This is a genomic window from Verrucomicrobia bacterium S94, from assembly GCA_004299845.1.
GTDB lineage: Bacteria > Verrucomicrobiota > Kiritimatiellia > Kiritimatiellales > Pontiellaceae > Pontiella.
Genome location: CP036201.1, coordinates 102979 through 128450 on the forward strand (window position 1 = coordinate 102979; position 25472 = coordinate 128450).

A 25472-nucleotide genomic window follows, 5' to 3' on the forward strand; every position below is an offset into this window, starting at 1 on the left:
TGTATTGACCATGTTGAAATGCAGAGTAACACGACATATTGATCCAATGCTGAAAGTTTCAGGTTATTGATCAATGGGTTTCAAAGGAGAGAATATGAAAAAAATATTTTTTGTTGTTTCAGTTCTGGCGGGATATTCGGCCGCAGCCGGAATTGTGTTTGAGGATACATTTGAAGACGACGTGCCCGGTGCTGCGCCGGCGGCTCCGGAGTGGGCGGATACGGCAGGCATGACAATCACCGGCGGATCCCCAGTGGACACTCAGTGGCTGGAGATAACGTCCGATGCCGAATGGACATTCGGAATGCTGAATCCGCCGGATGCATCGGTAATGACGCTTTCGTTCGATGGATATTTCGGGACAGCTTCTTTCGGTGACGGTTATCTGCGGATGAATATGAACGGAAACTACAGTGCTTTGAACCGGCTGGACTGGGGAAAAAACTGGGACATGCGTAAAGGCAGTGAATTTGCTCTGGATACCGTTCAGCACGTTGATGTGGTCATGAATCTGAGCGGATCGCCGGTGACCTGTAATGGAAGCAGTCTGGCACACAATGAATTTTCTGTATGGATTGACGGAGTTCAGGTGCTGCAGGGTACCATGGACCAGAGTGGCTCGGAAACAAACACGGCGGTCTCGGGTATCGGAATGTGGATGTATGCGGGGAGTGGATCTTCAGCTGTTTACATCGATAATGTGACGGTTCGTGATGAGGCGTATGTTTATGAGAAATCTGCTCCGGTGTATTATCCCCATACCGATCCGGGGAATGCCGGAAACTGGGTATTGCTTGAAGCAGTGAGCGACGAGTTTGAAGGTACGCAGCTGGATGAAACCAAATGGCAGGTCTGCGGACGGGCCGGCGTCTACTGGAATAATCAGTTTTCCGGGCGCTCATATTCCTCATCCAATGGCGACAGCTGGGATACCGGCTGGGAATACAGTCCGGATAATCTGCGGGTGACCAACGGAATGCTGAAGATCAGAACGGAATATGATCCCTCTTTTAACTGGGTGAACGATCCGTATGGAAATAACGAATTCACCACGGGCGGGATGTGGTCGAAAGCGCTGTCCGGTGAAACCGGATATATGGAAATCCGATGCAAACATCCGGATGCGAGCACGGTTGCGGCATTCTGGACGACGGCAGGCCCGGAGAGTCCGGCCTGTGAAATAGATGTATTCGAAGCCATTGGAAGCCCTTCATCCAATTTTTCCCGAACCAATAAAATGTGGTCATCACTTCATGACTGGTCGAAACCGATCCCAAACTCGTCCTGGACCGAAACCTCCGGACTTCCTTTTAACTTCAAAGACGGATTTCATACCTATGCTGCCGAGTGGGATGAGGAAAATCTGAAAATCTATGCCGATGGACGGCTTGTTCATTCAACAAGCCGTAGCTGGGTCGAAACCAACGGCATTCATTCAACCCGATGGCCCCTTCCGGGAGAACAGCATATCTGGGTGGATGCAGAAATTTTCCCGTGGTGGGGGATTCCGGATCCGTCCAGTCTGCCGGCTGAATTCGAGGTGGAATATATCCGGGTCTGGGAAAAAGGCGCTCCGACTGCATGGCATAATTTTGCAGAGAAATACCAGCTGAGCGGGATGAAGACCGATCATTCCGATTCCGATCAGCTGAATGACTGGGGCGAATATGTATTCGGAGGGAATCCCACCAATGGCGACGACATCGGAGTAGTGCCGTCATTTAATAGAACAAGCGGCTGTTATACGTTCAGCCTGATCGGAGACGATACGGTTGTTGCTCACGTGGTCAGTACACCGGACCTGCGGCTGGACATATGGAACACAAACGAAACTATTTCGGTAACAGAAACAAACGGATTGCTTAATGCCTACACCTACATTGCCGGGACAGGGGACAGCAATCTGTTCCTGAAGCTAGAAGTCGAATAAGTCCGTATGCGGAATCCTGTATTTATTTCACTTCAACCCGCTAAATCAGAAATTGAGTAAAGCAGTGTTAGGTTTCTTGTGGAAATGCCGGTGTTCATTTCAACTCTGAAACTGGATTGTATTATTTCTGAATAAAAGGACGCACTGCTTACGGGAGTGCATGAAATGGAGGAAAAATGAAAAAAAGCATGATCATATCCGCGGTGTCTGCTGCCTGTGCTATGGCTCAGGCGGAAGTTATTGTGTCGTGGGGGCCGACAAATGGAGCGGTCAGTGTGCATCAGGATCTGACTGTGGTTCAGACTTTCACGGATGCAGCTTACCAAAGTCCGACTGTGGGAGGGGATTATGACGGAAGTGCAGTCGCAAATCCGTATTTTTATGCAGCCGTAAGTGCTCCGGCGGGCCCGCAGGGGCTGTCGATCTGGAATGGGGCCAACACGGACCTGCTGGGGCGTTATCAGGGTTCCTCCGCCGCCGGAACCACGGACTCTCTTATGCTGGCCTGGGATGTCACCAATACACATCGGCTGGAGTCTTTTTCTTTGTTCGGTGTCGGGGAGTTCGGCGGAATGACCGGCCGGGAAGTCCGCTGGCTGTTGCAGGACCGCTCCGGAGACTGGTATGCCAGCGTGGCTGTCACGGGTTTTGGAAACAATGCTGATCTTACTACGGCAGATGTTACCACCATGAACTGGTTCGCATTCTCGCCGCACAATGAGGGCGTAGTAACTATTGGTGAAACGGAAGCTGCCGTAGATTTTACGGGTGTTCAGAAGGTCGGATTCTATCATCAGTGGGAAACCGATGGCGGCGGGGGAATCTATCAGACCGGTTTTGAGGTCAGTGTTGTTCCGGAGCCGGCAACATTCGGTTTGGTTATGACTTTCGGAAGCGGGGTGTTCTTTGTCCGTCGCCGCTTCATGATGTAATCCGTTTTTTCATCATCATACCCCGGCCTCCGGAGATTGGAATTTACGATCTCTGGGGGCCTTTTTTTGCTGTTTAGGTCTGATGCCGGTGCGCTGCACCATAACAGGCCGGAAATCAGACGCTTCCGCTGAAGTTTCATTAGGCGAGAACAGTGCAATAAAAGCGGATTCTATTGCAGGAATGTCTATGTGCCCGTTGTCCAATCTATCGCATATTCGGAATATCGGAAAAGGAGAGGGAACGTTGCGAGGTGATTTGAACAATGAAAAAGAGCAAAGTTAAAAGTGGAAAAGGGGTCGTCAAGGGCGCTCCGAGCGGGTTTGTCATCAGTATTGCGATTCATGCGGCGGCTTTTGCGCTGGCCGGTATGCTGGTGGTGTTCAATGTGGTACAGAAAGAGGAGAAAAAGTTTATTCCGCCCAAGCCGGTTGACCGCCCGAAGATGAAACTGAAGAAGCCGAAAGTTAAGGTGAAGAAAAGTTCCCGGCCTAAATCCACCACTCGTATTGTTACTAAAGTGCAGAAGGCGAGTATGCCGGATATTCAGCTTCCGGAAATGAGTGGAATCGGGGAGGGACTGTCCGGTGATATCGTCGGTTTTGATATGGCTCCGGATCTGGAGGAGGTCAGCTTCTTCGGATCGGAACATTCGATCGGGAATGATTTTGTCGGTACGTATTATGATATGAACCGCGACCGCAGCGGAAGACCTGTTCCGATGGATCCCGATACCATGGCCAATATTGTGAAGAACTTTCTGATCAAAGGCTGGAAAAGTAGTGTTTTCTCAAGATATTATCAGGCTCCGAAAAAGCTGTTCACAACACATTTCTGTGTTCCGACCGAGCTCTCTACCCTCGGTCCGGCCGCCTTCGGTCAGGAGGACGGGGCCTCCTGGTGCTGGCTGGCCCACTACAAAGGTCAGCTGGTTTATCCCGAAGATATCCGTATCCGTTTCTGGGGGCAGGGTGATGACTATATGATTGTTCGGGTTGACGGGGAGATTGTCCTGCTTGCCACCTGGCCGCAGGGTCCTGAACCCTATCTTATATCGGTCTGGGACTCTGATGCTGCGGACAACCGTAAATATGCTATGGGCAACAATCTCTCGGTAGTCGGAGACTGGATTGACCTGAAGGCCGGAGAACCGCTGGATATGGAGGTATTGATCGGTGAGGGCGGTGGCGGTCTTTTTACCGCTATGCTCTGTGTGGAGGTTGAAGGGGAGGAGTATCCGAAAAATCCGTTTATGCTCGGACCGACGCTTCCGATTTTCAAAACCGAGGAACTGAGTCAGGACATGGTGGACTCCATTCACTTTATGCTGGCCGAGGGCGATGCGTGTGTAACCAACGGCCCTGTCTTTAAAGACTATTAATTCAAACAGGACTCCCGTGATGAAACATCGATACCTATTTTCTGTCTTAAGTGCCGCATTGCTGGCCATTCCGGTTTGTGCGGAAATGCAAACGTGGACCACATCGGATGGGAAAACATTTGAAGCTGAATACATAAACCGAATGGGGCCGAACGCAATTTTAAAAACCGCAAAAGGCAAGCAGATCAAGGTTCCGCTAAGGCGGTTGTCTGAAGAGAACAGAGAGTATATTCAGCTTCAGCATCCTCCGAAGTTTAATATCGAATTTATCAATATCAGCGAAAAGGTTCCGCCCCCGCCTTCAAGTCCGTTTGTCGACCTGTTTTTTCCCAGCCGTTGTTTTGACTGGACCTTCGGGGTACGGGTGAAGCAGAAAGATGCCAGCTTTGACTATGGGCATGAAATTTTCATTGAATACTATGCCCTGGGGAAGGAAGTGGGCGGAGATCATTATGTCTATCTGAGCCATGGAGAAAGCAGTTTTACGCCGACAAAAGAAAATCGGGGTATTTACTCTTTTCAGGCTGAAAATCCGGTACGGCTTCAGGCCAAAGCGCTTACCGATCAGGCATCGTTACGGGGGATAGAATATGATGGCTATGTTGTGATTCTGAGGGATAAACGCGGGGAGATCATTCAGCACAGTGAGTCCAGCAAGGCTTTTTTCAGTAATATTGATAATATCGGGAAGCTTCATTTTCCGAACCGCTTCAATGATGAAGGTGTGCGTGTGGGAGCATCCCGTCCGAAAGAGGTTCTGGATCGCGGAAATCCCTGGCTCTTTAAGTAGCGGCCGAGGAGTCTGCATGGTGTGCATATTTTAATCTCAGTTCGGGCTTTCACCCTCAGATTATCCCAGAGGGTGAAAGTTTTTTTATGCACAGAGGATCTGGTCCGGTGCAATGGTTGATACCCGAATTATAAAATCCTTGGTTACCGGTTCGAGTCAAACATGTGAGATTGAATGAAGTTGAATTAGAGAATCAAAAAAAAGAGTAAGGAGGAGAGAATGATCCATTTGATTAAGTTATCAGGAGTCGGTATGGCTGTATTTGCGGTTTCCGCAGCGTTGGCCCGGACGACCATTATCGGAGGATCAATCGGCAATGGAAATTTTAATGGGAACGGTGCGGAAGCGGGATCGGGGGTAACGCTTACATATGCTGAGACACCGAACTGGTTCCATGCCGCGGGGGACGAAAGCTGGAACTTTATTTTTACGTCGGGAATGATCGGGAGTGATGATTCCACTTCCGGCGGGGCCTATATCTTTAATAACCGGCTGACGGTGAATGATACGGGATACACTATTTCGGCTGCCGGCGAGGTGTTTTCGTTGTCGTATCAGTTCGGTGCCGGCGGCGGAGAATCGAACTGGGAAAGCGGCAATGATGTTCTGCGCGCATACCTTTTTACATCGGCCGCGCCGGTGGATGCTTCGTTGACTTCGAATGCCATGATTCAGATCAGTGGAAACGATGACTATTACGTGAACCGGCCGCTGAACGGTCAGTGGACCTATCATGCAAATAATGCGTTCTATACCACTATGGCTGCAGATGTCGGAAAGACGGTTTATCTGGCACTGGTGTTTATTGATGATGGGGCGGGAACCGGAACCCCGAGGCTAGAAAATCTGATGCTGACGGTTGACGGAGGTATCACCAATCCCCGGCTGAACAGGTGCAAACCGACTGGGCGGTGTATGTTGAGCGATATGGGCTGAACGGATATTACCTGACTGATACCGATGGTGACGGCGTTTCGGACCGTATGGAGTTTGCTCATGGCGGGAATCCGACCAATCCGGTCGATGCCGGGCAGTTTCCTGCTTTCTCTGTAAGTAATGCTGCTGCGGATTTTATCAGTATGGAAGTGGCCGGTACGAATTCCGGTATCTGTTATACAGCGGAATGGACGGATAATCTGATTACGGGAGAATGGCGCCAGGCCTGGGCTATGACCAACAGCACCCCGTCTGCAGTTTCAAACTACAATGAAGTGGTTTATCGGAAAGATGAAGGGCCGGAGGATCAGGTCTTTTTCAGAAATCGCATTTTTCCACCGGTGTCGCGACCGAATATTCTTCTCATCCTGGCCGATGATCTGGGTTATGCAGATGTCGGTTTTAATCATCCCTATTCCGGCCCGAACAAAAACAATGCCTATAACGGAACGGCTCAGGTTTCGACGCCGGAGCTCGACCGGCTGGCCGGTGCGGGTGCCGTTTTCACTTCGGCATACGTTGTTCATCCCTTCTGCGGTCCGAGCCGCATGGGCCTGTTTTCCGGGCGTTATCCGCACGATTTCGGAGGGCCGTTCAATCTTCCGGATGATAATTCCGGGTATTATTCCGACCAGGGTATCAGCACCAATGAGGTGCTGCTCAGCAGTATGCTGCAGGAGGCCGGATACTATACCGGTCTGATGGGGAAATGGCATCTGGGGCAGGATTCGGAATATCACCCCAACAACCGTGGGTTTGATGAGTTCTACGGGTTCCTCGGCGGGGGGATTGTTTACTGGGGCCCCTATCAGGCCGGCGGGTGGGATTATCTGCGGTATCCGCAGTATAACGGAGTGGCGGATACTTCTCTGGGATCGGATGATCATATTACCGATGTGCTGACCGGGAAAGGTATCGATTTTATCGAACAGGCAGCCGCCACTGAAGATCCTTTTTTTCTGGTCATGTCCTATAATGCACCGCACTCCATTATGGTTGATGGGCGCAATGACCGCGACCAGGCCAAAGCGGAGGACCTTGCGGTCTTCGCCGACGTGCCGGATCGCTATAGAAGAAATCTGCTCGGACTGATCCGCGGGATGGACCGCTGTGTCGGGCAGCTGGTGCAGACGTTGAAAAATACCGGACAGTATGACAACACCCTGATTGTTTTTCTCAGCGATAACGGCGGACGTTTTGACCAGGTTGGAGGATGGGGCGACAACGGTGTGCTGCGCGGCCGGAAAGGGGATGTGACCGAGGGCGGGTTCCGCGTGCCGATGTTTATGCATTGGCCGAATATGATTCCTGCCGGTGTTACCTATGATTTTCCTGTAACCGCACTGGATTTCTATCCCACTTTTGCCCGTCTTGCGGAAACTGAGGTGCCTGCAGGTCAGGAGGTGGCGGGGAAAGATCTGTGGAATGCGCTGATGGTTGCTGAAGATGCCCGGCCTGGAGAGCCGATCTATACGGTAACCTACAGTACAACGGCAGCCAGCGTCGGTATCCGGCAGGATCAGTGGAAGGCACTGAAGCTCGGTAATAACAACTGGGTTCTTTATGACGTGGTCAATGATATCAGCGAAACCATCGATATCAGCGAGGCGAATACGGTGATACTCAGTAATCTGGTTTCTGAAGGGGAAAGCTGGAGTTCCTCTCATGTGCAGCCGCTGTGGTGGAATAACCCGTCGCAGGAGACGGACTGGAAGAACAACGGTATGCCGCATTACGAGACCGTGTTTACACTTCCGTAAAGCATTTATATATCATTCGGAGAGCGAACTGTCCGGATTCCGGGCATTGGAAATTTTCAATGCCTGGCATTCTGTCTGTACCGTTCCGGATGCGGGATTTTCCGGGTCTGAAAAAAGGCGGGCGCCCCGGATGTCCGGGGCGCCCGCCGGGTGTTCCGTTCGGAACGTTTATTTCGGTTTTCCTCTTTTTACTTTTTCTTCTCTTCTCCTCTTTCCACACTCACTCCTCTTTGGCAGCCTTCGCATCATTTATAATTTTCGAGGCCAAGTGAGCCGGAACCTGCTCGTAGCGGGCGAAGTTCATTTCGAACGAGCCCTGACCGCTGGTTATTGATCGAAGCTCCGAGCAGAATTTGAACATTTCAGCCTGTGGCACATCGGCATTGATGACCTGTAAGCCATCTTCGGGACCCATTCCGAGGATACGGCCGCGCTTCGTGTTCAAAAGTCCTGATATATCACCCATAAACTGATCAGGTACTACTACTTTTACCGTCATGATCGGTTCTAGCAGAACCGGCGATGCTTTTTCAATCGCTTCATGTAACGCTTTTGCTCCGGCAATTTTGAATGCGACTTCGGAGGAGTCTACATCGTGGTAGGAGCCGTCGTAGAGCTCAACCTGGACATTGATGACCTTGGCTCCGACAAGGGGACCGTTTTCGAGGCCTTCAATAAAACCTTTTTCACAGGCCGGAATAAAGCCGCCGGGGATGGCGCCGCCGACGATTTTGTTGAGGAACCAGTCGGGATCGTCTTCGGTCTTAGGGCGGATGCGGATGTAGCATTCGCCGTATTGTCCCCGACCGCCGGACTGTTTTTTATGTTTGTAGTGGCCTTCGCCGGAACCGGTGATGGTTTCTTTGTAGGCGACTTTCGGGGTGTGGTGGGTCATTTTGACGTTGGAACGGTTGCGGATGTGTTCGAGCGTGACTTCGAGGTGTACATCCCCCATGCCCCAGAGAACCAGTTCATGGGTTTCAGTGTTGTGTTCAAACCGGATGGAGGGGTCTTCATCGGTGGCGCGGTGAAGGGCCTGTCCGATTTTATCGGCATCGGCTTTGTTTTTCGGTTCCACTGCGTAGGCCGTGACGGGCGAGGGAAAGACGATCGGTTCAAAGCGGATGTCGGAGCCGACGGCACAGAGGGAGTCGTTAAGGAAGGTGTGCTTGAGTTTGGTGAGCGCGACGATGTCGCCGGCTTTGGCTTCCTGGGCTTCGGTGGTTTTTTTGCCGTCGACGTAGAGGATGGTGCTGATTTTTTCCTTCTGTCCTTTGTTGGGGTTGTAGACTTCCATGCCGGGCCTGAGGACGCCGGAATAAATGCGGATAAACGTCATTTGACCGACGAAGGGGTCGTTAAAGCAGCGCCAGACCTGGCCGGAGAAGGGCTGGTCTTCGTCGGCGGCGATCTGGTTGCCCTCGGCGCAGCTGACGGGATAGTCGTGCGGGGAAGGAAAGAGGCGGCTGATGGAATCCATGGTTTCCTTGACGCCCAGATCGGCTTTTACGGAGGTGGCGAATACCGGAATGAGATGCGCATCGTGAACAGATTTACGCAGGCCCTCGGAAAATTCGTCGGCGGAGAGTTCTTCGCCGTTAAAATATTTTTCGATGAGAGCGTCATCGGTTTCGGCGGCGAGTTCGATGAGGTGGTCTTTAATGGTTTTGACGCGGTCTTTGAGTTCGTCGGGCACGTCATCATTCGGCGTGTTGAGGATGTCGATGGCTCTGCCGTCGGAGGTTGGCAGAACCATGGGGATGCAGCGGCCGTCGCCCCAGCGTTCTTTGATTTCAAGGAGGATGTCATCGAAGGAGGTGTCGTCTTTGTCGAGACAGGTGACGGCGATGCCGCGGGGCAGGTTGCGTTTTTCGGCGGACTTCCAGGCGCGCTGGGTGCCGACCTGAATGCCGGCGGAGGCATCGATGGTGATGAGCGCGGCGTCAGTTATTTCGGCGGCGCAGATTTTCTGGCCGATAAAGTCGGCATAGCCGGGGGTGTCAATCATAACGAGCCGGCGAATTTTTCGGGAGGCGGCGGTGTATACGCCATCGAAGGGTTTGGCCCAGATCGAGATTCCGTGTGCTTTTTCTTCCTCTGTCCAATCGGCCACACTGGTACCGTTTTCCGGAGAACCCATTCGATCCACCTGACCCAGCTTGAAGAGCATGCTGTCGATCAATGAGGTTTTCCCGCTACCCGTGTGGCCCATTAGAGCGAAGTTGCGGACGTTATCAATGGGAATATTTTTCATATATCCTCTCCGGTTGTTGTTTACTTCCCCCGTCCTTTCAGTCGCCCGCGCGGCTTCTGAAGCGGGATGATTCAAAAAATACTGAAGTGTACATTTTATTCAAATCAAATCCCGTATGACCTGACGACTTTTATCCATCCAGATGAGTTGCAATAAAGCAGGGGCAGCTTTTATGGTGTCCCGCCCATGAAAAAAAAGAAGTCCAGATTTGAGCTGATGGCTCCGGCCGGTTCGTATGCTTCGTTGGCAGCGGCGATCCGCGCGGGGGCGGATTCGGTCTATTTCGGGGTGGATAGGCTGAACATGCGTTCCCGCGCCGCCAGCCCGTTTACGCTGGATGATCTGAAGCGTATTGCACGCATCTGCCGCTGGTGCGGAGTGAAATCCTACCTTGCGCTGAATGTGATTGTTTATGATGACGAGCTTGAGACGATGCGGCAAATCTGCGATGCGGCAAAAGCGGCGAATCTTTCGGCGATCATTGCCTCGGATATTTCCGCCATTGAGTATGCGCATTCGATCGGGCTGGAAGTGCATGTTTCAGTGCAGGCGAATATTTCCAATTTCGGGGCGGTTAAATTTTATTCGCGTTATGCCGATGTGATGGTGCTGGCGCGGGAACTGACACTGGAGCAGATTAAGGGGATTCACCGGGCTATCGTTGAGCAGGATATTCGCGGGCCGAAAGGCGAGCTGGTTCAGATTGAGCTGTTTGCTCACGGCGCACTGTGTGTTGCCATTTCGGGGAAGTGTTACATGAGCCTCGGCTGCTATAATAAATCGGCCAATCGCGGCTCCTGTTTTCAGAACTGCCGCCGCGCGTATCGGCTGGTGGATGTGGAAACCGGCGATGAACTGGAAGTGCAGAACCGGTATATTATGTCGCCCAAGGATCTCTGCACACTTCCGCATCTTGATAAGCTGGCTGAAGCCGGCGTGTCGGTTTACAAACTCGAAGGGCGGGCGCGCACGGCACAATATGTCAGTACCGTGACTAAAGCCTATCGCCGTGGACTGGATGCTGTTGAAGCGGGCTCATTTGACTCGGAAAATTTCCGGCCTTTGGAAGCCGGTCTGGCCGAAGTCTTTAATCGCGGTTTCTGGGACGGCGGCTATTACTGTGGTGAACAGATGGGCGAGTGGGCCGCGAGCGGTCATTCGCAGGCGACGCATAAACGGGCGGAGCAGGGGCTGGTCACCAATTATTTTTCAAAAATCGGGGTTGTGGAATTCAAGCTTTGGCAGCAGGAGCTGCTGCCCGGCTGTGAAATGCTGATTGAAGGTCCGACGACCGGGGCTGTGCAGTTCCGGGTTGATGAATTCCGAGTCAACGGCAGACCGGCCGAGAAGGCCTTCAAAAACGACATGGTCACTTTCGCCGTTCCGGAAAAAGTCCGTCGCAATGACAAAGTGTTCCTGCTTCAGCCGGTAGCGTAGACGGACGCTCTTACTCCGGTTGTTCATCAGCTGTCCGCTTTGCGGGGCATTACAATGCCGGCAAGCTTTGCCTAAAACCGATGCTTCAATTGATCGAGGCGGTGGGTGATGACGTAGTCGTGGAAAATCTGGATGAGGCCCTGTCGGGCGAGGGCTGATTTATAGATTTTTGGGGAATGATCGGGACTGAAGAGGGTAAAGGCGGTTTGACGGATGATGCTGTTGCCGGGTTCGGGCGGGAGGTCATAGAGGTCGACTTGCTGACCGGTGGCGGCCTGGAAGGGGATGAGGATGTTGGTGATGATGGCGTTGGCGCGGGCTGGACCGACGAGTGCGGTGGGTCTGCATGGAGTTTTCCAGCTGATATGGGTGTTCCAGTGGTTGGAGGGAAAATCGGTGAGTATGTTCCAGTTTTTTGAAATTTCCAGCGTTTGGAAGGCGTAGTGGGCGGCGGCCATGAGCCGTCGGACAGGATGGTTGGCGGGGCGGATACCGGCGAGGGTCCAGTCGGATTTGCTGAGAGCGCGTTCGTGGAGGGTGCCGGGCTGTTTCCACCAGATGTCCCAGACGGATCGGATGAAGGTTTTTGAAGCGGATGTCCATTGGGGGCGGATATTTTTGGGCAGGTGCCCGGAGAGACCGAGTAGGAGCGCATAGGCGTGGTCGGGCGTTTCGGCGAGGGATCGCAGGCGGGCGAGGGGCAGGAGGGCGGCGATTTTGCGGAAGGGGGCTTTGTTGTTTTTGTAGCCGAGGGCGGCCAGCAGTTCTTCCCAGAGAACCTGTTCGGGGTCTTTGGATTGTATGGCGAGGGCGAGGCGTTCGGCTTTGAGACGGAGACGTTCTTCGCCGGCGGATTCGAGGAATTCGGTTTTTCGGTCGGGGGCGATATGACGGAGGGGGAATTCGCCGGAGGGAATGGAGTAGGGGAAGGCGGTAGTATCGATATTTTCGAAGGAGAAATCGGGATCTGCGGCGAGGGTTTCCTGCAGGGGAATCTGGATGAGACCGGGAATTTCCTGCCCCTGGAAGTAGACAACGTGGAAGCGGACCTGATCGAAGTTGGGGTCGTTGACGTGTCCGTGCTGTTTCCAACCGTTAGGGTGGATGTGAATTTCGAGGTCGCCGGTGACGCGGCGTTTTTCATTGCCGATCAGAAGAACCGTGTTGAGGAAATCGGGGCCGGATTCGAGGTTCCAGTGGCCGGGATGTTCGACGGTCACGGTTTCTCCTTCCGAGGTTCGGAGTTCGACGGGGCGGTTACGGGGATCGGCCCAGAGGCATTGAAGGTGGCGTTCGCGCCAGGGGAAGCGGCCGAAAGGGAGGGCGGATTCGTGTACGGTACCTTCCGCATGTCCGTTTCGGTAAAGACCGGAGCGGGGAAACGCGGTTTCCAGAGTCTGTAGGCTTATGGGCATTTATGTAGAATAATGAAAACTTTCAAAGTGGGCAATGGGTTTGATCGGCAAAAGGTGCAAAAATATTGCGTCGGGATCTCTGATGAATAGGATGGGCGCATGAATGAGTTACAGGCAGACCGGGTGCTGAAGGCCGTCGTAGACGGCGTGACGGATTATAAAGAAATCGGGGGGCGGGCGGCTGTGGATCGGGCTGAGCTGGTTGAAAAATCGGAAGTGCTTGACCGGGCGATTCAGCTGATTCGGGGTTTTTATAAATATGCACACGAAAATATGAAGCCGGCGGGGTTGCCGCCGCCGCGGAATCCGTATCTGGACAAAATGAAGGATATAGAAGAGCAGGCTCCGGAATATTTTGCGTTTGAGAGCGTGCAGCGGAACGGAATGACGATGGAAAAGTGTATCTGGACCTGTGGTCAGCTGGGGCTGGATGAGGTTGTTGCGGTAGCGGCGTTGGAGAATGTGGCCATGCCGTGGCGGGATTCCAATGGGTGGAAATCGTATGCTCAGGTGAATGCGGAAGGCTGTTTTGTGCTGATGGATAAACCGCCGGTGAAGCTGAAGCGGCATGTGGAGCGGTTTTTGTTGGAATTGGCCGAATAGGTCCGGGTTTTATAATCTGGCAAAGATGTTGCTTTCAGTTGCTTTAAGGTTGTGTTTTGTGGCGGTATGTCCGAGCATCCCGCGCATATTTTTGTTTAGGGATTGAGTAGAATTTTAAGGTGAAAATTTATGTTTTCTGGAAATGAGCCCCCTCCGGTATATGGAGCATCCCACACGCCGCCTCCTGTTGATCCGGCCAATCCGTATGGAGCTGCTCATCAGCCTGCACCGTTTAATCTGAAGGGGGGCGGCGGTTTCAAGCCGATGCGGCTTTTGTTTGTCGTGCTGCGACGGTGGTATATTCCGGTGATTTTCGGTCTTATCGGGATTGCGGTCGGAATTCTCCGGGCGTTGTATGCGGTTCCGGTTTATCAGGCCAAAGCTGAGATTGAAATGAGCGTGCAGCGGCCGCAGTTTATTCAGACTGAGGTCAATCTGGAAGAGGGCGGGGGTACGCTGAGTGAAGATGTGATCTTTAATACGCGTTTTGCGAAGTTCCGCTCGCCGGCTATGGAAGAGATCGCTGCGGAAGTGTATTTCAGCAAATATTCCAAAAAGGAGTATGAGGAGCGCACCTCCTGGATCGGCCTTGAGGATCTGGCTTACTGGGTGCGGCAGGTTGGCTGGTATAAGCAGGGAAATGCCAATATTGTGCATGTTTCTTTCCAGAGCCCGGATCCTGAGTTTGCCGCTCAGCTTGTGAATGTGATGATTGAGGCGGCGGGTGTGCTGATGGAGCGGGACAATAAAGAGCTGTCTGACGGCGCCGTAAAATGGCTGGTGGATCAGACTGAAGTCCTGCGGAAGGAGCTGGAGGCGGTGGAGCTGGAGCTGGCGGGTAAGCGGCAGGATTTTCAGATTGCGACGCTGGAGCAGCGTAGGGAAAGTCTGAGAGCCATTCTGGCCGATCTGGGGACGCAGAAGGCCGGGCTGGAGAATCAGCTGGCGTTGCGGCAGACGGAATATGATTATCTCTCTGAGTGGGAGGAATCGGGACGGAGTATTGAGACGCTTCCGACCGGTCTGCCGAAAGAACAGCAACTCTATGAGCTGCTCGGGGTCTGGCAGACGGCTCTGGACGAATTTCAGCGGGTTTCTGAAAAATATACGGAAAAACATCCGAGATATCAGGAGGCCAAACGGGCTGAAGAGCGGGCGCTTTCGAGACTGGATCAGTTTGTTGAGGTGTCCTGGAAGGCGATTCAGAATGAGTTGACGCTGCTGAAAACTAAAATCAGTCAGATGCAGAGCCGTATGGAGAATATTGAAACGGAACTGCGCGATCTGGATAAGCAGATCGCAGACGGAAAACGGAGATTGCTGAAGCTGGAGCGGAAGCGGGATGCCGCTGAGACATCGTACCGCTCGATTCTGCAGCGGACGGAGAATACGCGACTGGCGGCAGAGCAGGATACCGCATTTGTGAAGGTGCTGCGGGAAGCAACGGTGCCTCGGATTCCGGTTGCTCCGGATAAAAAGAAAATTGTGATCGTGACCGTTTTCCTGTTCGGAATAATCGGTGCAGGATTGGCGATTCTCATGGATTTTATGATGAACCGCGTCGGCAGTGTGACTGATTTGAAGGATCTGGGGCTGCATGTGCTGGGTATTCTTCCGCGTGAAAGTAAATATATGACCCGGGCGGATATTGCGAAATCAGGGATTGTGGACAGTTTCGGGCCGATGGTGGAAGTATTTGTCGGCATCAATGGTTATATCCTTTCTGAAAAGTATAAGGAACAGTCCAGGGTTCTGATGATCAGCAGTGCAGGCCCCGGCGAGGGGAAAACGATTTCGTCGTGCAATCTGGCGATCAGCCTGGCACGCAACGGACTGAAAACGCTGTTGATCGATGCGGATCTGCGCCGGCCTCAGATTGGGAATATTTTTGAAATTCCTGCGGAACATCCCTCGCTGCTGGAGTGGCTTTCTTCCGGCAGCTCAGAGCTGGAGCGAAGTGAGCTGGTATCCCGGAATGTCATCGAGCATCTGGATGTGATCACGAGCCGTCCTTTGAAAAATGTGAACCCGGCTGAAATGCTCGGGCGCAAAGAGCTGGCGGAGCTGATTAAGTGGGCTCGAGATGAATATGACCGGGTCATTATTGATACTCCTCCGATCGGACCGGTGGGGGACGGCGTGATTCTGGCCTCCTATGTGGATTCGGTTATTGTGGTTTCCCGGGTGGGTAAGACTAAAATGAGGGGGCTGAAAACCATGCTTTCCCGTTTGCTTGAGGTTGATGCGCTGGTTTTGGGATGTATAGCCAATGATGTGCCTTATTCCCTTGCCGGTAAATTTTCCGGCGCAGAGGGCTATGGTTATGGTCATAGTTACAAGTCGTATGTAAGTGATACAGCTGAGACTGCGAACTGATGGAATTTGATATACGCACAGATAAACCAGAAGTCAGCGTATCGGTCATCACGTACAATAATGGACCGTATATTCGGGAATGTCTGGATAGTATTCTGGCTCAGGAAACCGATTTTCCTTATGAAATCTGTCTCGGAGAGGATGGCTCTACGGATGGAACCCGGGAGATCTGTATTCAGTATGCGAAGGAATATCCCGGTAAAATTCGTCTTTTTCTGAGAACGCAGCAGGATGCGGGGCGCGAGCGCTTCAGATCGCAGGGGGTATACAACTATATTGAAACCACGAGGGAGTGTTCCGGAAAATATGTTGCATTCTGTGACGGAGATGATGCCTGGATCTGTAAGCACAAGCTGCAGAAGCAGGTTGATCTGATGAAGGCGGATCCGGGTATATCACTCGTCCATTCGGATTTTGATAAATCCAACGAGGTTACCGGGAAGCAGATTCATGGCTTTAATGCAAAACGCGGGATCAAACCCTGCGTAGAGCAGGAAGAGGACCGGATCATTATTGACCTTCTGTTGTGCCGTTATGCTATTGCGGCCAGTTCGGTGATGGCCCGTACTTCAGATGTGCTGGATATTTTCAATACCAATGAGGAGCTTTTTCTCTCCTATCCTATGGGAGATACTCAAACGTGGTGTGAGCTGCTGCGTCGGGGCAGGTTCCATTATATGGATGATGCGCTGGCTCTGTACAGAATCACCAGGGAATCGACATCCAATTCGCTGTCCGCATTAAGAAAATTTGAATTCGTTAATAAAACCGCTGATCTGGGGCTGAAGCTTATCGGCCGGTATAATCTGCCGAATCGGGAACTGATTGCTTATAAGGTAAAGAATTCCAACCGGTATGCGATGCTCAGTGGAAATATCCATGAGCTGGAGAAACTGTATGCCGCGCATCAAAGTGCTTTTGAGGGGATTGAAAAGCTGCTCTTCAGGATCAACCGTAGCGCCTTGTTCCGGCCTGTTATCGCGACGCTGTTTCAGCTGAGATATCTCCGGAATCATTTGAGACTGTAAGGCCGGCTGCTGTAATGCTACAGCCGCATTGAAAACGAAATTCGCCGTTTGCTGATGAGGCGTCTCTCATTTCTGTATAATCCTTGAAATTCACCCTGTTCAGCCTGCTCTTCAGATTCGGTCTGCGGCCTGCAACGGGAGTAAACCGGTCGGAAAGCAACTAATCGGGATAAAGAATTGACGGGTAGCAGACGGTTTAGTAAACACGTTCGCTTAACAGACTGGGGTATGTCTGTTAATGCGTAAGTCCTTATGGATTAAGGGAGAATGAAACAGATTTTCTATCGTTAAAAGAATTTACACACAAGCGTGAGGGCGTATAATCAGGACTTTTTATAAGTGTTTTTATCTTCGCTGATTATCTTCTCATTGCTGAAAAAAAGAGCGTCGCTGATACACAACAGATTGTTTATAAGTTATTAATATAATGAAACTTCCGTTTCGGGAGCCGTCCATTGATGGCACATCTTCAGGAGCTTTACCTGGCCTGACCGGGAAACGGTTGAATTCTTCCTTTGCAGCATACATACCCCGATAGATTGGCATACCGAATGCTGTAGAGGTCATACGTATTTCTTCGGCGGGCAAACAGGCCGTCCCGTCGAGACTCTTGGGGCAGAGTGGAATACGTGTGAACATCAATATAGGAAGAATTCGATGCATAAAAATAATAAGAGAGGGTGGTTTCGGGATATTGCCGTCAAACTGCTCGCACTATCCGTGATTTACTCGGGAGGCGAAGCATGGGCGATTGATATACCATCCCCTCCGCCTGGCGGCCCGCCGGCGCCGGTAATGACAGGTATTGAAATTTCCGGTCCTGCATCGATGGATGAAGATGGGGAAGCCCGGTTCATTTGCACAGCAAAATATTCCGATCTCAGCACGGAAACGGTAACTCCGACATGGTCGGATAATGCTGATTTTGCTGCCATCAGCGAGACAGGTATGCTGACATCCGATGATCTCATTGAGGATAAACCGGTGACGGTTTCTGCAACGTATGAGGGCGAAAGTGCCAGTCTGCAGATTACGGTTATTGATTCCGTACCTACACTTACCGGGTTGACTGTAGAGGGGCCGTCGCAGATTTATGAACAGACGAACGCGCTTTTCAGCTGTAAAGCAGCCTATTCAGACGGCAGTTCTCAGACGGTCGATGCGGACTGGAGTGTGTCGTCTACGGAAGCTTCTATTAATTCCGACGGATTGCTGACCGCCGGCGACGTAAGCGAGGATGTTGATATTCTCGTGTACGCGGCTTTCGGCGGAAAATCTGCGAATGCGTCGTTGTCTATTAAATATGTTCCTGCGGAACTGGTGGGAATCATGATTTCCGGCGGAGTTTCCGTGGATGAAGGGGATTCGATTGATCTGGACTGTATTGCTCAGTTCGCAGATGGAACAACGCGCGTTGTTGAGCCGATCTGGAGTGAGAATTCCGGGTATGCGACCATTTCCACCTCTGGACTGCTCGTTGCGGGCGATGTACTTTCCGATCAGACGGTGATTGTCGGGGCAAGCTATGGCGGTTTTGCTGATACCCATTCTGTTCTTATTTCCTATGTGGCGCCTTCGCTGGAGAGCATTTCCATTGCGGGTCCGGCTTCGATCTTTGAAGAATCGTCTGCGCAGTATGCATGTACAGCGCATTATTCTGATGGAACGCAGAAAACGGTGACGCCTACCTGGAGTGAATCTTCTGCATATCTTTCGGTCAGTGCCGGAGGGCTGGTCAGTACAGCTGATGTAACGGAAGATCGAACCGCTTCGCTCTCCGCTTCCTATGGCGGAAAATCCGCCAAAATAGATATAACGGTTCTTTATGTGGAGCCGGATCTGGAATCTATATCGGTTTCCGGAGCGGTCATTGTGGATGAGGGCGTTTCCACCCGTTATACTTGCACCGGCTATTATACCGATGGAACATCCGGCACTGTGGATGCGATCTGGAGTGTCAGTTCCTCGAATGCCGTAATCGGTGCTGACGGCTGGCTGACCGCCGGAAATATTCTGGAAGATGAAGTTGTCGCTGTGACGGCTTCAGTGGGTGAATTTTCCGATTCAATTTCTGTGACGCTCAAATTTGTTCCGGCACCGGTGGTGGTTACGGGGATCTGGATCGAGGGTACAAATACGATGTGGGAACTGGATTCCACCGAACTCACCTGCATGGCCTCGTTCTCTGATGGAACGACGAATGCGGTTGCAGCAGCGTGGTCGGTGTCTTCAGACCAAGCCTCGATTTCGTCCGGAATGCTGTCCACCGGTAATTTTGAAGAGGATACGGAGCTCACTGTGACGGCATCCTATGCCGGTTTCGGGGCTGTGCATGAGATTGTAGTGCACTATGTAGAAACCACTGTTATTTATCCGTTGATCGATCTTGAAGATAAGACCGTGATGGCCACAGTGTATGAACAGGCCACAGAGCAGTGGTATACTGTTGGACCTTTTAAAGATGAGATTAAATTCGAGCGTAAAGATCCGGTGCAGTGGTATTGGGTATCTATCTATGAAACCAATACTGTCAGCGGTGAAACGACTGAAATTCAGGCCAACTGGCTGCACTTATAATCGTTTGGATGATGAAGGAGTACACAATGAAAAGAATATGGATAACACTGATCGCGGCATTTTTCTGTCTGCAGGCGTTTACCGGAGAAATCGGTCTGCCGACAGAGAGGTTGGCATTGCCGGCGGTGAGCGGAACGCATCTGATCTGCATCTGGGATGATACTGCGCAGGATTGGATGGGCAGTTTTGAGACCTATGATCATAGCGGAGTGTACGAGTTTCAGGTTCCGGAATGGGGAAAATGGTACTGGATCGGTCTCTGGGATTCCTCGAAGGGCGAATATGTCTATGGAAAATGGATCGGTCATTTCCTGACGGATTAATCCTTTCATGGACAAAACCGCTTGTTCAGCAGTGAATGGATTGTATCCTTGCAAGAGAGCAGTCTTATATAAGACTGTTCTTTGTTTATAAGCGGAGTCGCGAAGTTATGTTTGGTAAAATTACAGTTGCTGCAGTTCTGTTAACCGTGTGCATGCTCTCCGGGTGTGTTTCCACGGATACAGAAGAAGTTTCTGCAAAAGAGTTTAAACCTGTGCCCGGTGCTGTGGGGTCGGAGCAGATTCCGGAACTCACTGCGGGTGATGCACTGGAGATTTCGGTGGAGGTTGACGGCAATATGGAAGTGGCGTCCTATCAGTCAGAAATCCGATCGACCGGACGGGTTACTTTACCGCTGGTCGGAGATGTGGCGATTTCCGGCATGACTTTGGAAGAAGCCCGTCTGGCCATTGCTGCAGCCTATGGGAAATATTTTGTCAGCAAGCCGGTTATCATCATCAACCGCGTGAATGATCTGGCAAATACGGAGTGGGGTTTCGTTACGGTTACCGGGGCCGTGGCGCAGCCCGGGCGGGTGAGTATTCCTTCTGCACAGGGCATCAAGTTGACCTCTGTAATCAGTAATTCCGGCGGATTTGCCGCCAGTGCCAAGAAATCGGAAATCCGCATTACCCGCAAGCTTGAAGATGGCCGTAAAATACGGGTGAACATCAATTATAATGATATTGGTCAGGATGGCGATGCCGATTCGGATATCACCCTGTTTCAGGGTGATATCGTGTATGTGCCCCAGCGGATTTTCTAATGAAGCGTATTGGTGCTCTTTTTATCCTGTTTTTCGTTTTTTCCTTTGCGGCACATGCTCAGGAGGAACTGACGGGGATTAAACTGGGGGGATTTGTGTTCAGACCTTCGGTGGCTGGAGCGCTTATTTACGATGACCGAATTCAGTATGATGAGGCGACCGATACGGCATTGCACGATGTCTACACAGAAACGTCTGTCGGAGGGGAGTTTTCCAACCAGGATGCTCTCGTGGATATGTCCGCCCGGGCTAACTACGGTTATCGTTACTATGATGACTATGATCGAAATAATGGTGAATTTTATAATGCCGGTGGAGACATTGGATCTGATGCCTATGCATTGCGCTGGAGGCTTGCTGCAAATGTTGCGAAGACGCTGGGTTACGACTGGAATTTGGAAAATGAAGCGGTCAACAATTCCGGATCTATTATATCGGATGAAGTCAATACACAGTGGATTTTCAATGGAAATCTGGATTATACCGCGCAACTATCTGAAAAAACCGCAATTATTCCCTCGTATTCGGTGCAGCACTATTATCAGGAATTTGAGGGACCCGATACGGCAGAGTGGCAGACGCATCAGGCTTCATTAATTTCAGCATATGCCTTATCGCAACGGACGAGTATTAATGTGGGCGGATATTATTCGATACAGGTGAACGATGATGAGGACGGTTCTATTGCGGTACTTGGCGGAGGGTTTGATAGCCGGGTAACGGACAAGACCGCAATTAGTTTCATGGGTGGTGTAGGGTATGCGGATTATGATCTGTCTGGATCCGATATCACAGGTCTGGTCGATTTGAAAGTCAACTGGCAGGCGGTCTCTAATTTCGGTCTCTATATTTCCGGAGGGAATTCGTATGAACCCGGCTATGATGGAGGCGAAGCACGTATGGTATATCGGATGGGGTATGGTGCAGATTGGTTGCTTGCATCTAAATGGAAATTGAGTGGATCGGTATTGCATAATTATGAAGATGGGATTGACGGAGATGATGATTCCATCTATGGCAGTGTACAGCACTTTTTTACCGTGCAATGTGCTTATGATCTAACCCGTAGATTAAATTTGGCACTGATTGGAAATTATGCCAACGATCAGGAGCCGGTTTCCCGTTCTACGGTTTCGCTGAGACTGGATTATACGTATTAGTCAAAATGCAATGGTCTCTTTTGGGGTGTCTGCAAAAATGTACTTTTTACGTCCGGGCATTCCTTTCAGAGAGTTGTTTCCAGACTTTTAATCGCCCTGTGTAACCGCAGTTGAAGAATGGGAAGTTCATGGTTTTTCAGGCATTCCGTTGTTCTTATGGTCAGCTGATTCGCATGGTATGCTTTTTCTGTGGGCGTATTTTCATGCACAGCTACTGTTGCACAATTAGAAGCGATGTTTTGTTAAGTCGGTTGTTGTGTTCTCTCCGCAATTTCGGTTCTGTAAGGCATTCTTGTTGCATGAGCGGCAATTTTACAGATTTAGTAAAAAATACTACTTCCGGTTTCTGCCCGCTCGGGGTTCAGGATGACCAATGGCGGCAGCGTGTTATTAGACTTGTAATATCGAATTGGTGATGCGGTCCAGAGGAGTGCCGGTTTTTATACTTATTTTCCATTCTGCTTGTGGCATAGGTGTTGCTTTATAGTCTGTAAGAGAGAAGCTTAGGCCGAAGTAACTGGAACGAATTTGAGATGAGGCTGAATTGATCAGCACCCGGCTTACTGTGTGATACAATGTGGAGCATGTATGATGAATACGATGCAGTATAATTTTCTGAAGTTTAGTTTCCTGTTTGCGATGACGATCGGATTGACGACTGTGGTTCGAGCGCAGGGGGATATCCCGATATGCAGGTGTCGGGTCCGACCGACGAGTTCCCTGCGGAGTTTGCCCCGTTTAATCCGCCTGTTGATACTGACTATGTGATTCCCGATGGGGCTCCTGAGATTGCAGAGTGGATACGGTCTAATCAGCCTGGTGATACATTAGTTCTTGCGGGAGAAAATTTTAGTTTAAAAACGGCTGATGAAGAAGGTGAGGATACTCGCTTTACCGTTTATGCAGGTGAAGAATTGTTGGTCGATGCTTCAATTCTTAGGTTGGATGGTCGTATCGGTTCTATAATGTTGCCGGAAATATTGCCGAAGAATGAAATGTATTTAATGTGGCCGTGCAATGCTGCAGGTTATGGCCGGCCTGTAGCTATCAATAAGGCGGAGCTTTGGTGGGTTGGTTTTGATCGGGTTGTTGCGGGAGAAACCTTTTCTGTCTATGGAAGGAATGTGTCTTTAAAAGGCGGAAAAAGTTATATCTTTGTGGAAAGTTACGGATGGGTTGAAAGTTTTTCGGCAAACCCGTTTAAAGCAACTTTTGCTGTTCCCAAAGAATTGGAAGAAGGAAGCTATCGGATCTGGTTGCACAATGGGTATGGGAAGGCATTCGGATGGTCTGATGCTACCAGTATACAGGTTGTATCAGCGGAAAACAGGAGCTCGAATATTTTCAATGTAATAGATTTCGGGGCTGATGGAGGGGATTCGTATTCCGATAGTGAAGCTATAGGGAATGCTTTATCTGCTGCTGAAAAGGTTCCGGGGTCTACAGTCTATTTTCCCGCAGGAGTATATTTAGTAGATACTGTTGTGGAATGTAGAAGTGACAAGGTTGTTTGCGGTGATGGGATGGGGAAGAGTGTGATTCGATCCACCGGCGAATTCCCAGCGAGCAAACCCGTGCTTGCTGCAAAAGATAATGTAATTTTACGAGATCTGACTATTGAGTGTACTGCTGTTCTGGACGGAGCAGACGCAGTTACCATGGGAGGGAGTGGCTCCTCTTTTCTCAGAGTGGAATTTTCTGCATTATTAGATGAGGAGCGCCGGACAATACTTGATATTACAGGGTCCTCTTATACAACGATTACAGATTGTCGATTTATTCAAGTGAATGATGTGAATTTAACAGAAGCCACACAGGCTAGATTCAGCGGATGTACTTTCTTGGGAACTGAAGACTGTAATCAGATGGTTACCCTGAAAGGATCGCAATATATTGATTTCAGTGAATGTTTTGCGGGGAATTATGATGAGACAGATGCTTCCGGTAGTTTTGGGTGGTGCAAGGGACGATGGTTGACCGGGGCTGGGCCATCTAAAGATTGTTATTTCGGACTTAATGAAACGAAAAATATGCTTCCAAGACAGTCTGCACCTTACGCGAAAGATATTTCTCCTTCATATATAGGGGATTATGAGCAGATTGATAATAATTGGGGCAGCAGGTTTGGAGATTTGAAAATCTTCCGGAAGTTGCTAATGGGAGAAAGGGACGTTTGTATATTATCGAAAGTCCGGAGGGCGATATTCTTAGAAGTTATGAAATAAAAGAACGGATTGATACTGCTTCTGGAGAACTAATTCTTGCTGTCGAGGATTGGCTTTCGAAAAAACCTTCTGATTTAAACTGTAAAGTAGAGTTGCGTGACGTAGTTGATCAGAATTCCGGTGAGCAGATTATGTTTGAGGGATTGGTGACTAGATTTCGGGGAAATCCGGTTGAAGTATCAGATTATAAGGTCCGTTTTGACAAGTTATCCGTCAGTAATGGCCCTCGGATGATTTCTGTTGTTCAGGGAAAAGGGGTTGGTCAATCGCGAAGGATTCTGTCCTTAGATGAGGCATCGGGGGAAGTTATTTTAGAAAAACCGTGGAGGGTTATTCCGGATACGGAAAGTGTTTTGGCTGTAGGAAACTATTTAAGCCGGGTGGTCGTCTATGGAAATACATTGGATGGAAGACCGTATGGCGCAACTAATGATAAAACAGCATCAACGGGAGCGGAGGCTTATGGTGGGGCATCAGATTTCATCGTGTATGGTAATGTTTTTACTGAGCTGGAAAGTGCTTCACATAATTTTGGATATGGATCTTTTGAGTTTGATGGGATCCATAGCACTGTAGCCCCAAATTATTTCAATGTTTTTGAATCCAATTTAGTTGAAACATGCTTCTTTGGGGCTCCAAACACTCTTTATTGTCCGAAAAGTGAACTGCCGATACAAGATGGAGATATCGGCCTTTTGGGCAATCTGTGGAGAGGAAATATATTTAGTAATATTGTTTCTACTGTATTCAGCTCTAGATCCACTTTTTCTGATCCGTCAATCTACATGAATGTATATGATGGAAATGTAGCTGTTAATTGTGGGGAGTTCCTAAATGAGGGCCAAGGGAATAGGCACAGTGTGATTGTTAATAACAAAAGCATACATCAGAATGTAGAAAAAGCTGAAATAAATACTGAAGCCGACAATGTTCCAATTCTGTATGGAAATCAATGGAGCTCATCTTCTCCATATGAGGCTTTGAAGGTGAAGCTGGGGGTTTTGGCTGCACCGCATCGGGTTATTCTGATTAATGAATCGGTTAAAAATTTCAAGATTTTTAATTTAGGTTCAGCGGAACTTCTATGGAGTGCAGTTTCGAAGGCTGATTGGATTTCTCTTGAATCTGACGAGGGAATGCTATCTGCAGAGGAGGCCGCACAGATAGGCTTTGAAATTTTAAATGTTCCCGAAGAAGGGGACGAGGCGCAGGTTGAACTTCAATCTGGAGATGGTAAAACGTTTTCCTTAACGTTGATTTATGAACCAGAAGCTATCATATTGAATGACAGCATTACATATCCTTTACGGGGTTTGAGGGGAAACTGATCAGGGCCAGTGTGTGGGATGAGGTCGCGGAAAAGTGGGAAATACTTTGGGCTAAAGAATCTCCAGTCGAGCTTAAGATAGATAACCTAGTAAATGGAAGATGGTACAAGGTTTTACTGGAGGAGTACGAAGAAGAGACGGAAATGTGGAAAAAAGCGCATGCCGAGTTCTGGTTCTGTCCGCGAAAATAACCCATACGGATTATTATTAATAGGGTTTAATCAAAGGTAATGTCTGTAATGTAAGAATTATGGA

18 protein-coding genes are annotated in these 25472 nt (G+C 50.1%); 16 read left to right on the top strand and 2 right to left on the bottom strand.

Annotated features, from left to right (window positions below):
* Window positions 1-73: 73 nt before the first annotated feature.
* The 6 genes from EGM51_00345 (at window position 74) to EGM51_00370 (ending at window position 7727) form a co-directional block, all read left to right on the top strand.
* Window positions 74-1930 carry a glycosyl hydrolase family protein gene (locus EGM51_00345; protein QBG45933.1) on the top strand — a complete coding sequence of 619 codons (1857 nt, stop codon included), beginning with the start codon at window positions 74-76 and terminating at the stop codon, window positions 1928-1930.
* A gap of 176 nt (window positions 1931-2106) precedes the next feature.
* Window positions 2107-2862: a PEP-CTERM sorting domain-containing protein gene (locus tag EGM51_00350; protein QBG45934.1), complete on the top strand. Its 756-nt coding sequence runs from the start codon at window positions 2107-2109 to the stop codon at window positions 2860-2862.
* A 263-nt stretch (window positions 2863-3125) separates the two neighbouring features.
* On the top strand, window positions 3126-4241 hold the full coding sequence (locus EGM51_00355) for a hypothetical protein (GenBank protein ID QBG45935.1): 1116 nt from the start codon (window positions 3126-3128) through the stop codon (window positions 4239-4241).
* A gap of 19 nt (window positions 4242-4260) precedes the next feature.
* On the top strand, window positions 4261-5031 hold the full coding sequence (locus tag EGM51_00360; protein ID QBG45936.1) for a hypothetical protein: 771 nt from the start codon (window positions 4261-4263) through the stop codon (window positions 5029-5031).
* A gap of 219 nt (window positions 5032-5250) precedes the next feature.
* Window positions 5251-5967, top strand: coding sequence for a hypothetical protein (locus tag EGM51_00365; protein QBG45937.1), 717 nt, complete (start codon window positions 5251-5253; stop codon window positions 5965-5967).
* Window positions 5925-7727, top strand: a complete 1803-nt coding sequence (locus EGM51_00370) for a sulfatase (protein QBG45938.1) — start codon at window positions 5925-5927, stop codon at window positions 7725-7727. Before EGM51_00365 ends, EGM51_00370 begins: the two co-directional genes overlap by 43 nt.
* 220 nt (window positions 7728-7947) lie before the next feature.
* On the opposite strand, the gene EGM51_00375 is transcribed toward EGM51_00370, so the two are convergent.
* On the bottom strand, window positions 7948-9981 hold the full coding sequence (locus EGM51_00375) for an elongation factor G (GenBank protein QBG45939.1): 2034 nt from the start codon (window positions 9979-9981) through the stop codon (window positions 7948-7950).
* A gap of 186 nt (window positions 9982-10167) precedes the next feature.
* On the opposite strand from EGM51_00375, the gene EGM51_00380 reads away from it, so the two are divergent.
* Window positions 10168-11418 (top strand): U32 family peptidase, encoded by a 1251-nt coding sequence (locus tag EGM51_00380; GenBank protein QBG45940.1) that lies wholly within the window; start codon window positions 10168-10170, stop codon window positions 11416-11418.
* A gap of 71 nt (window positions 11419-11489) precedes the next feature.
* Here the strand turns inward: EGM51_00380 and EGM51_00385 are convergent, their stop codons facing one another.
* Window positions 11490-12833, bottom strand: coding sequence for a DUF2851 family protein (locus EGM51_00385; GenBank protein ID QBG45941.1), 1344 nt, complete (start codon window positions 12831-12833; stop codon window positions 11490-11492).
* Window positions 12834-12932: 99 nt separating this feature from the next.
* On the opposite strand from EGM51_00385, the gene EGM51_00390 reads away from it, so the two are divergent.
* From EGM51_00390 to EGM51_00430, 9 genes are all read left to right on the top strand, one after another.
* On the top strand, window positions 12933-13436 hold the full coding sequence (locus tag EGM51_00390; protein QBG45942.1) for a hypothetical protein: 504 nt from the start codon (window positions 12933-12935) through the stop codon (window positions 13434-13436).
* A gap of 129 nt (window positions 13437-13565) precedes the next feature.
* Window positions 13566-15812, top strand: a complete 2247-nt coding sequence (locus EGM51_00395) for a polysaccharide biosynthesis tyrosine autokinase (protein QBG45943.1) — start codon at window positions 13566-13568, stop codon at window positions 15810-15812.
* Window positions 15812-16840: a glycosyltransferase gene (locus EGM51_00400; protein QBG45944.1), complete on the top strand. Its 1029-nt coding sequence runs from the start codon at window positions 15812-15814 to the stop codon at window positions 16838-16840. Before EGM51_00395 ends, EGM51_00400 begins: the two co-directional genes overlap by 1 nt.
* Window positions 16841-17635: 795 nt before the next feature.
* A complete protein-coding gene (locus tag EGM51_00405) occupies window positions 17636-19417 on the top strand; it encodes a hypothetical protein (GenBank protein QBG45945.1) in 1782 nt (593 codons plus the stop codon).
* 26 nt (window positions 19418-19443) lie between these two features.
* On the top strand, window positions 19444-19740 hold the full coding sequence (locus EGM51_00410) for a hypothetical protein (protein ID QBG45946.1): 297 nt from the start codon (window positions 19444-19446) through the stop codon (window positions 19738-19740).
* Window positions 19741-19775: 35 nt separating this feature from the next.
* Window positions 19776-20504 carry a hypothetical protein gene (locus tag EGM51_00415; GenBank protein ID QBG45947.1) on the top strand — a complete coding sequence of 243 codons (729 nt, stop codon included), beginning with the start codon at window positions 19776-19778 and terminating at the stop codon, window positions 20502-20504.
* Window positions 20504-21664 (top strand): hypothetical protein, encoded by a 1161-nt coding sequence (locus EGM51_00420; protein QBG45948.1) that lies wholly within the window; start codon window positions 20504-20506, stop codon window positions 21662-21664. The genes EGM51_00415 and EGM51_00420 overlap by 1 nt, the downstream gene beginning before the upstream one ends.
* A 689-nt stretch (window positions 21665-22353) precedes the next feature.
* Window positions 22354-23889: a hypothetical protein gene (locus EGM51_00425; protein QBG45949.1), complete on the top strand. Its 1536-nt coding sequence runs from the start codon at window positions 22354-22356 to the stop codon at window positions 23887-23889.
* The gene (locus tag EGM51_00430) at window positions 23838-25217 is read left to right on the top strand and encodes a hypothetical protein (protein ID QBG45950.1); all 1380 of its coding nucleotides are present in this window, start codon (window positions 23838-23840) and stop codon (window positions 25215-25217) included. The genes EGM51_00425 and EGM51_00430 overlap by 52 nt, the downstream gene beginning before the upstream one ends.
* The last annotated feature ends 255 nt before the right edge of the window (window positions 25218-25472 follow it).

Bases quoted from the DNA above. Each gene is read 5' to 3' on its own strand.
- EGM51_00345 (QBG45933.1), top strand. From the start codon at position 74: ATGGGTTTCAAAGGAGAGAATATGAAAAAAATATTTTTTGTTGTTTCA.
- EGM51_00350 (QBG45934.1), top strand. From the start codon at position 2,107: ATGAAAAAAAGCATGATCATATCCGCGGTGTCTGCTGCCTGTGCTATG.
- EGM51_00355 (QBG45935.1), top strand. From the start codon at position 3,126: ATGAAAAAGAGCAAAGTTAAAAGTGGAAAAGGGGTCGTCAAGGGCGCT.
- EGM51_00360 (QBG45936.1), top strand. From the start codon at position 4,261: ATGAAACATCGATACCTATTTTCTGTCTTAAGTGCCGCATTGCTGGCC.
- EGM51_00365 (QBG45937.1), top strand. From the start codon at position 5,251: ATGATCCATTTGATTAAGTTATCAGGAGTCGGTATGGCTGTATTTGCG.
- EGM51_00375 (QBG45939.1), bottom strand. From the start codon at position 9,981: ATGAAAAATATTCCCATTGATAACGTCCGCAACTTCGCTCTAATGGGC.
- EGM51_00380 (QBG45940.1), top strand. From the start codon at position 10,168: ATGAAAAAAAAGAAGTCCAGATTTGAGCTGATGGCTCCGGCCGGTTCG.
- EGM51_00385 (QBG45941.1), bottom strand. From the start codon at position 12,833: ATGCCCATAAGCCTACAGACTCTGGAAACCGCGTTTCCCCGCTCCGGT.
- EGM51_00390 (QBG45942.1), top strand. From the start codon at position 12,933: ATGAATGAGTTACAGGCAGACCGGGTGCTGAAGGCCGTCGTAGACGGC.
- EGM51_00395 (QBG45943.1), top strand. From the start codon at position 13,566: ATGTTTTCTGGAAATGAGCCCCCTCCGGTATATGGAGCATCCCACACG.
- EGM51_00400 (QBG45944.1), top strand. From the start codon at position 15,812: ATGGAATTTGATATACGCACAGATAAACCAGAAGTCAGCGTATCGGTC.
- EGM51_00405 (QBG45945.1), top strand. From the start codon at position 17,636: ATGACAGGTATTGAAATTTCCGGTCCTGCATCGATGGATGAAGATGGG.
- EGM51_00410 (QBG45946.1), top strand. From the start codon at position 19,444: ATGAAAAGAATATGGATAACACTGATCGCGGCATTTTTCTGTCTGCAG.
- EGM51_00415 (QBG45947.1), top strand. From the start codon at position 19,776: ATGGATTGTATCCTTGCAAGAGAGCAGTCTTATATAAGACTGTTCTTT.
- EGM51_00420 (QBG45948.1), top strand. From the start codon at position 20,504: ATGAAGCGTATTGGTGCTCTTTTTATCCTGTTTTTCGTTTTTTCCTTT.
- EGM51_00425 (QBG45949.1), top strand. From the start codon at position 22,354: ATGCAGGTGTCGGGTCCGACCGACGAGTTCCCTGCGGAGTTTGCCCCG.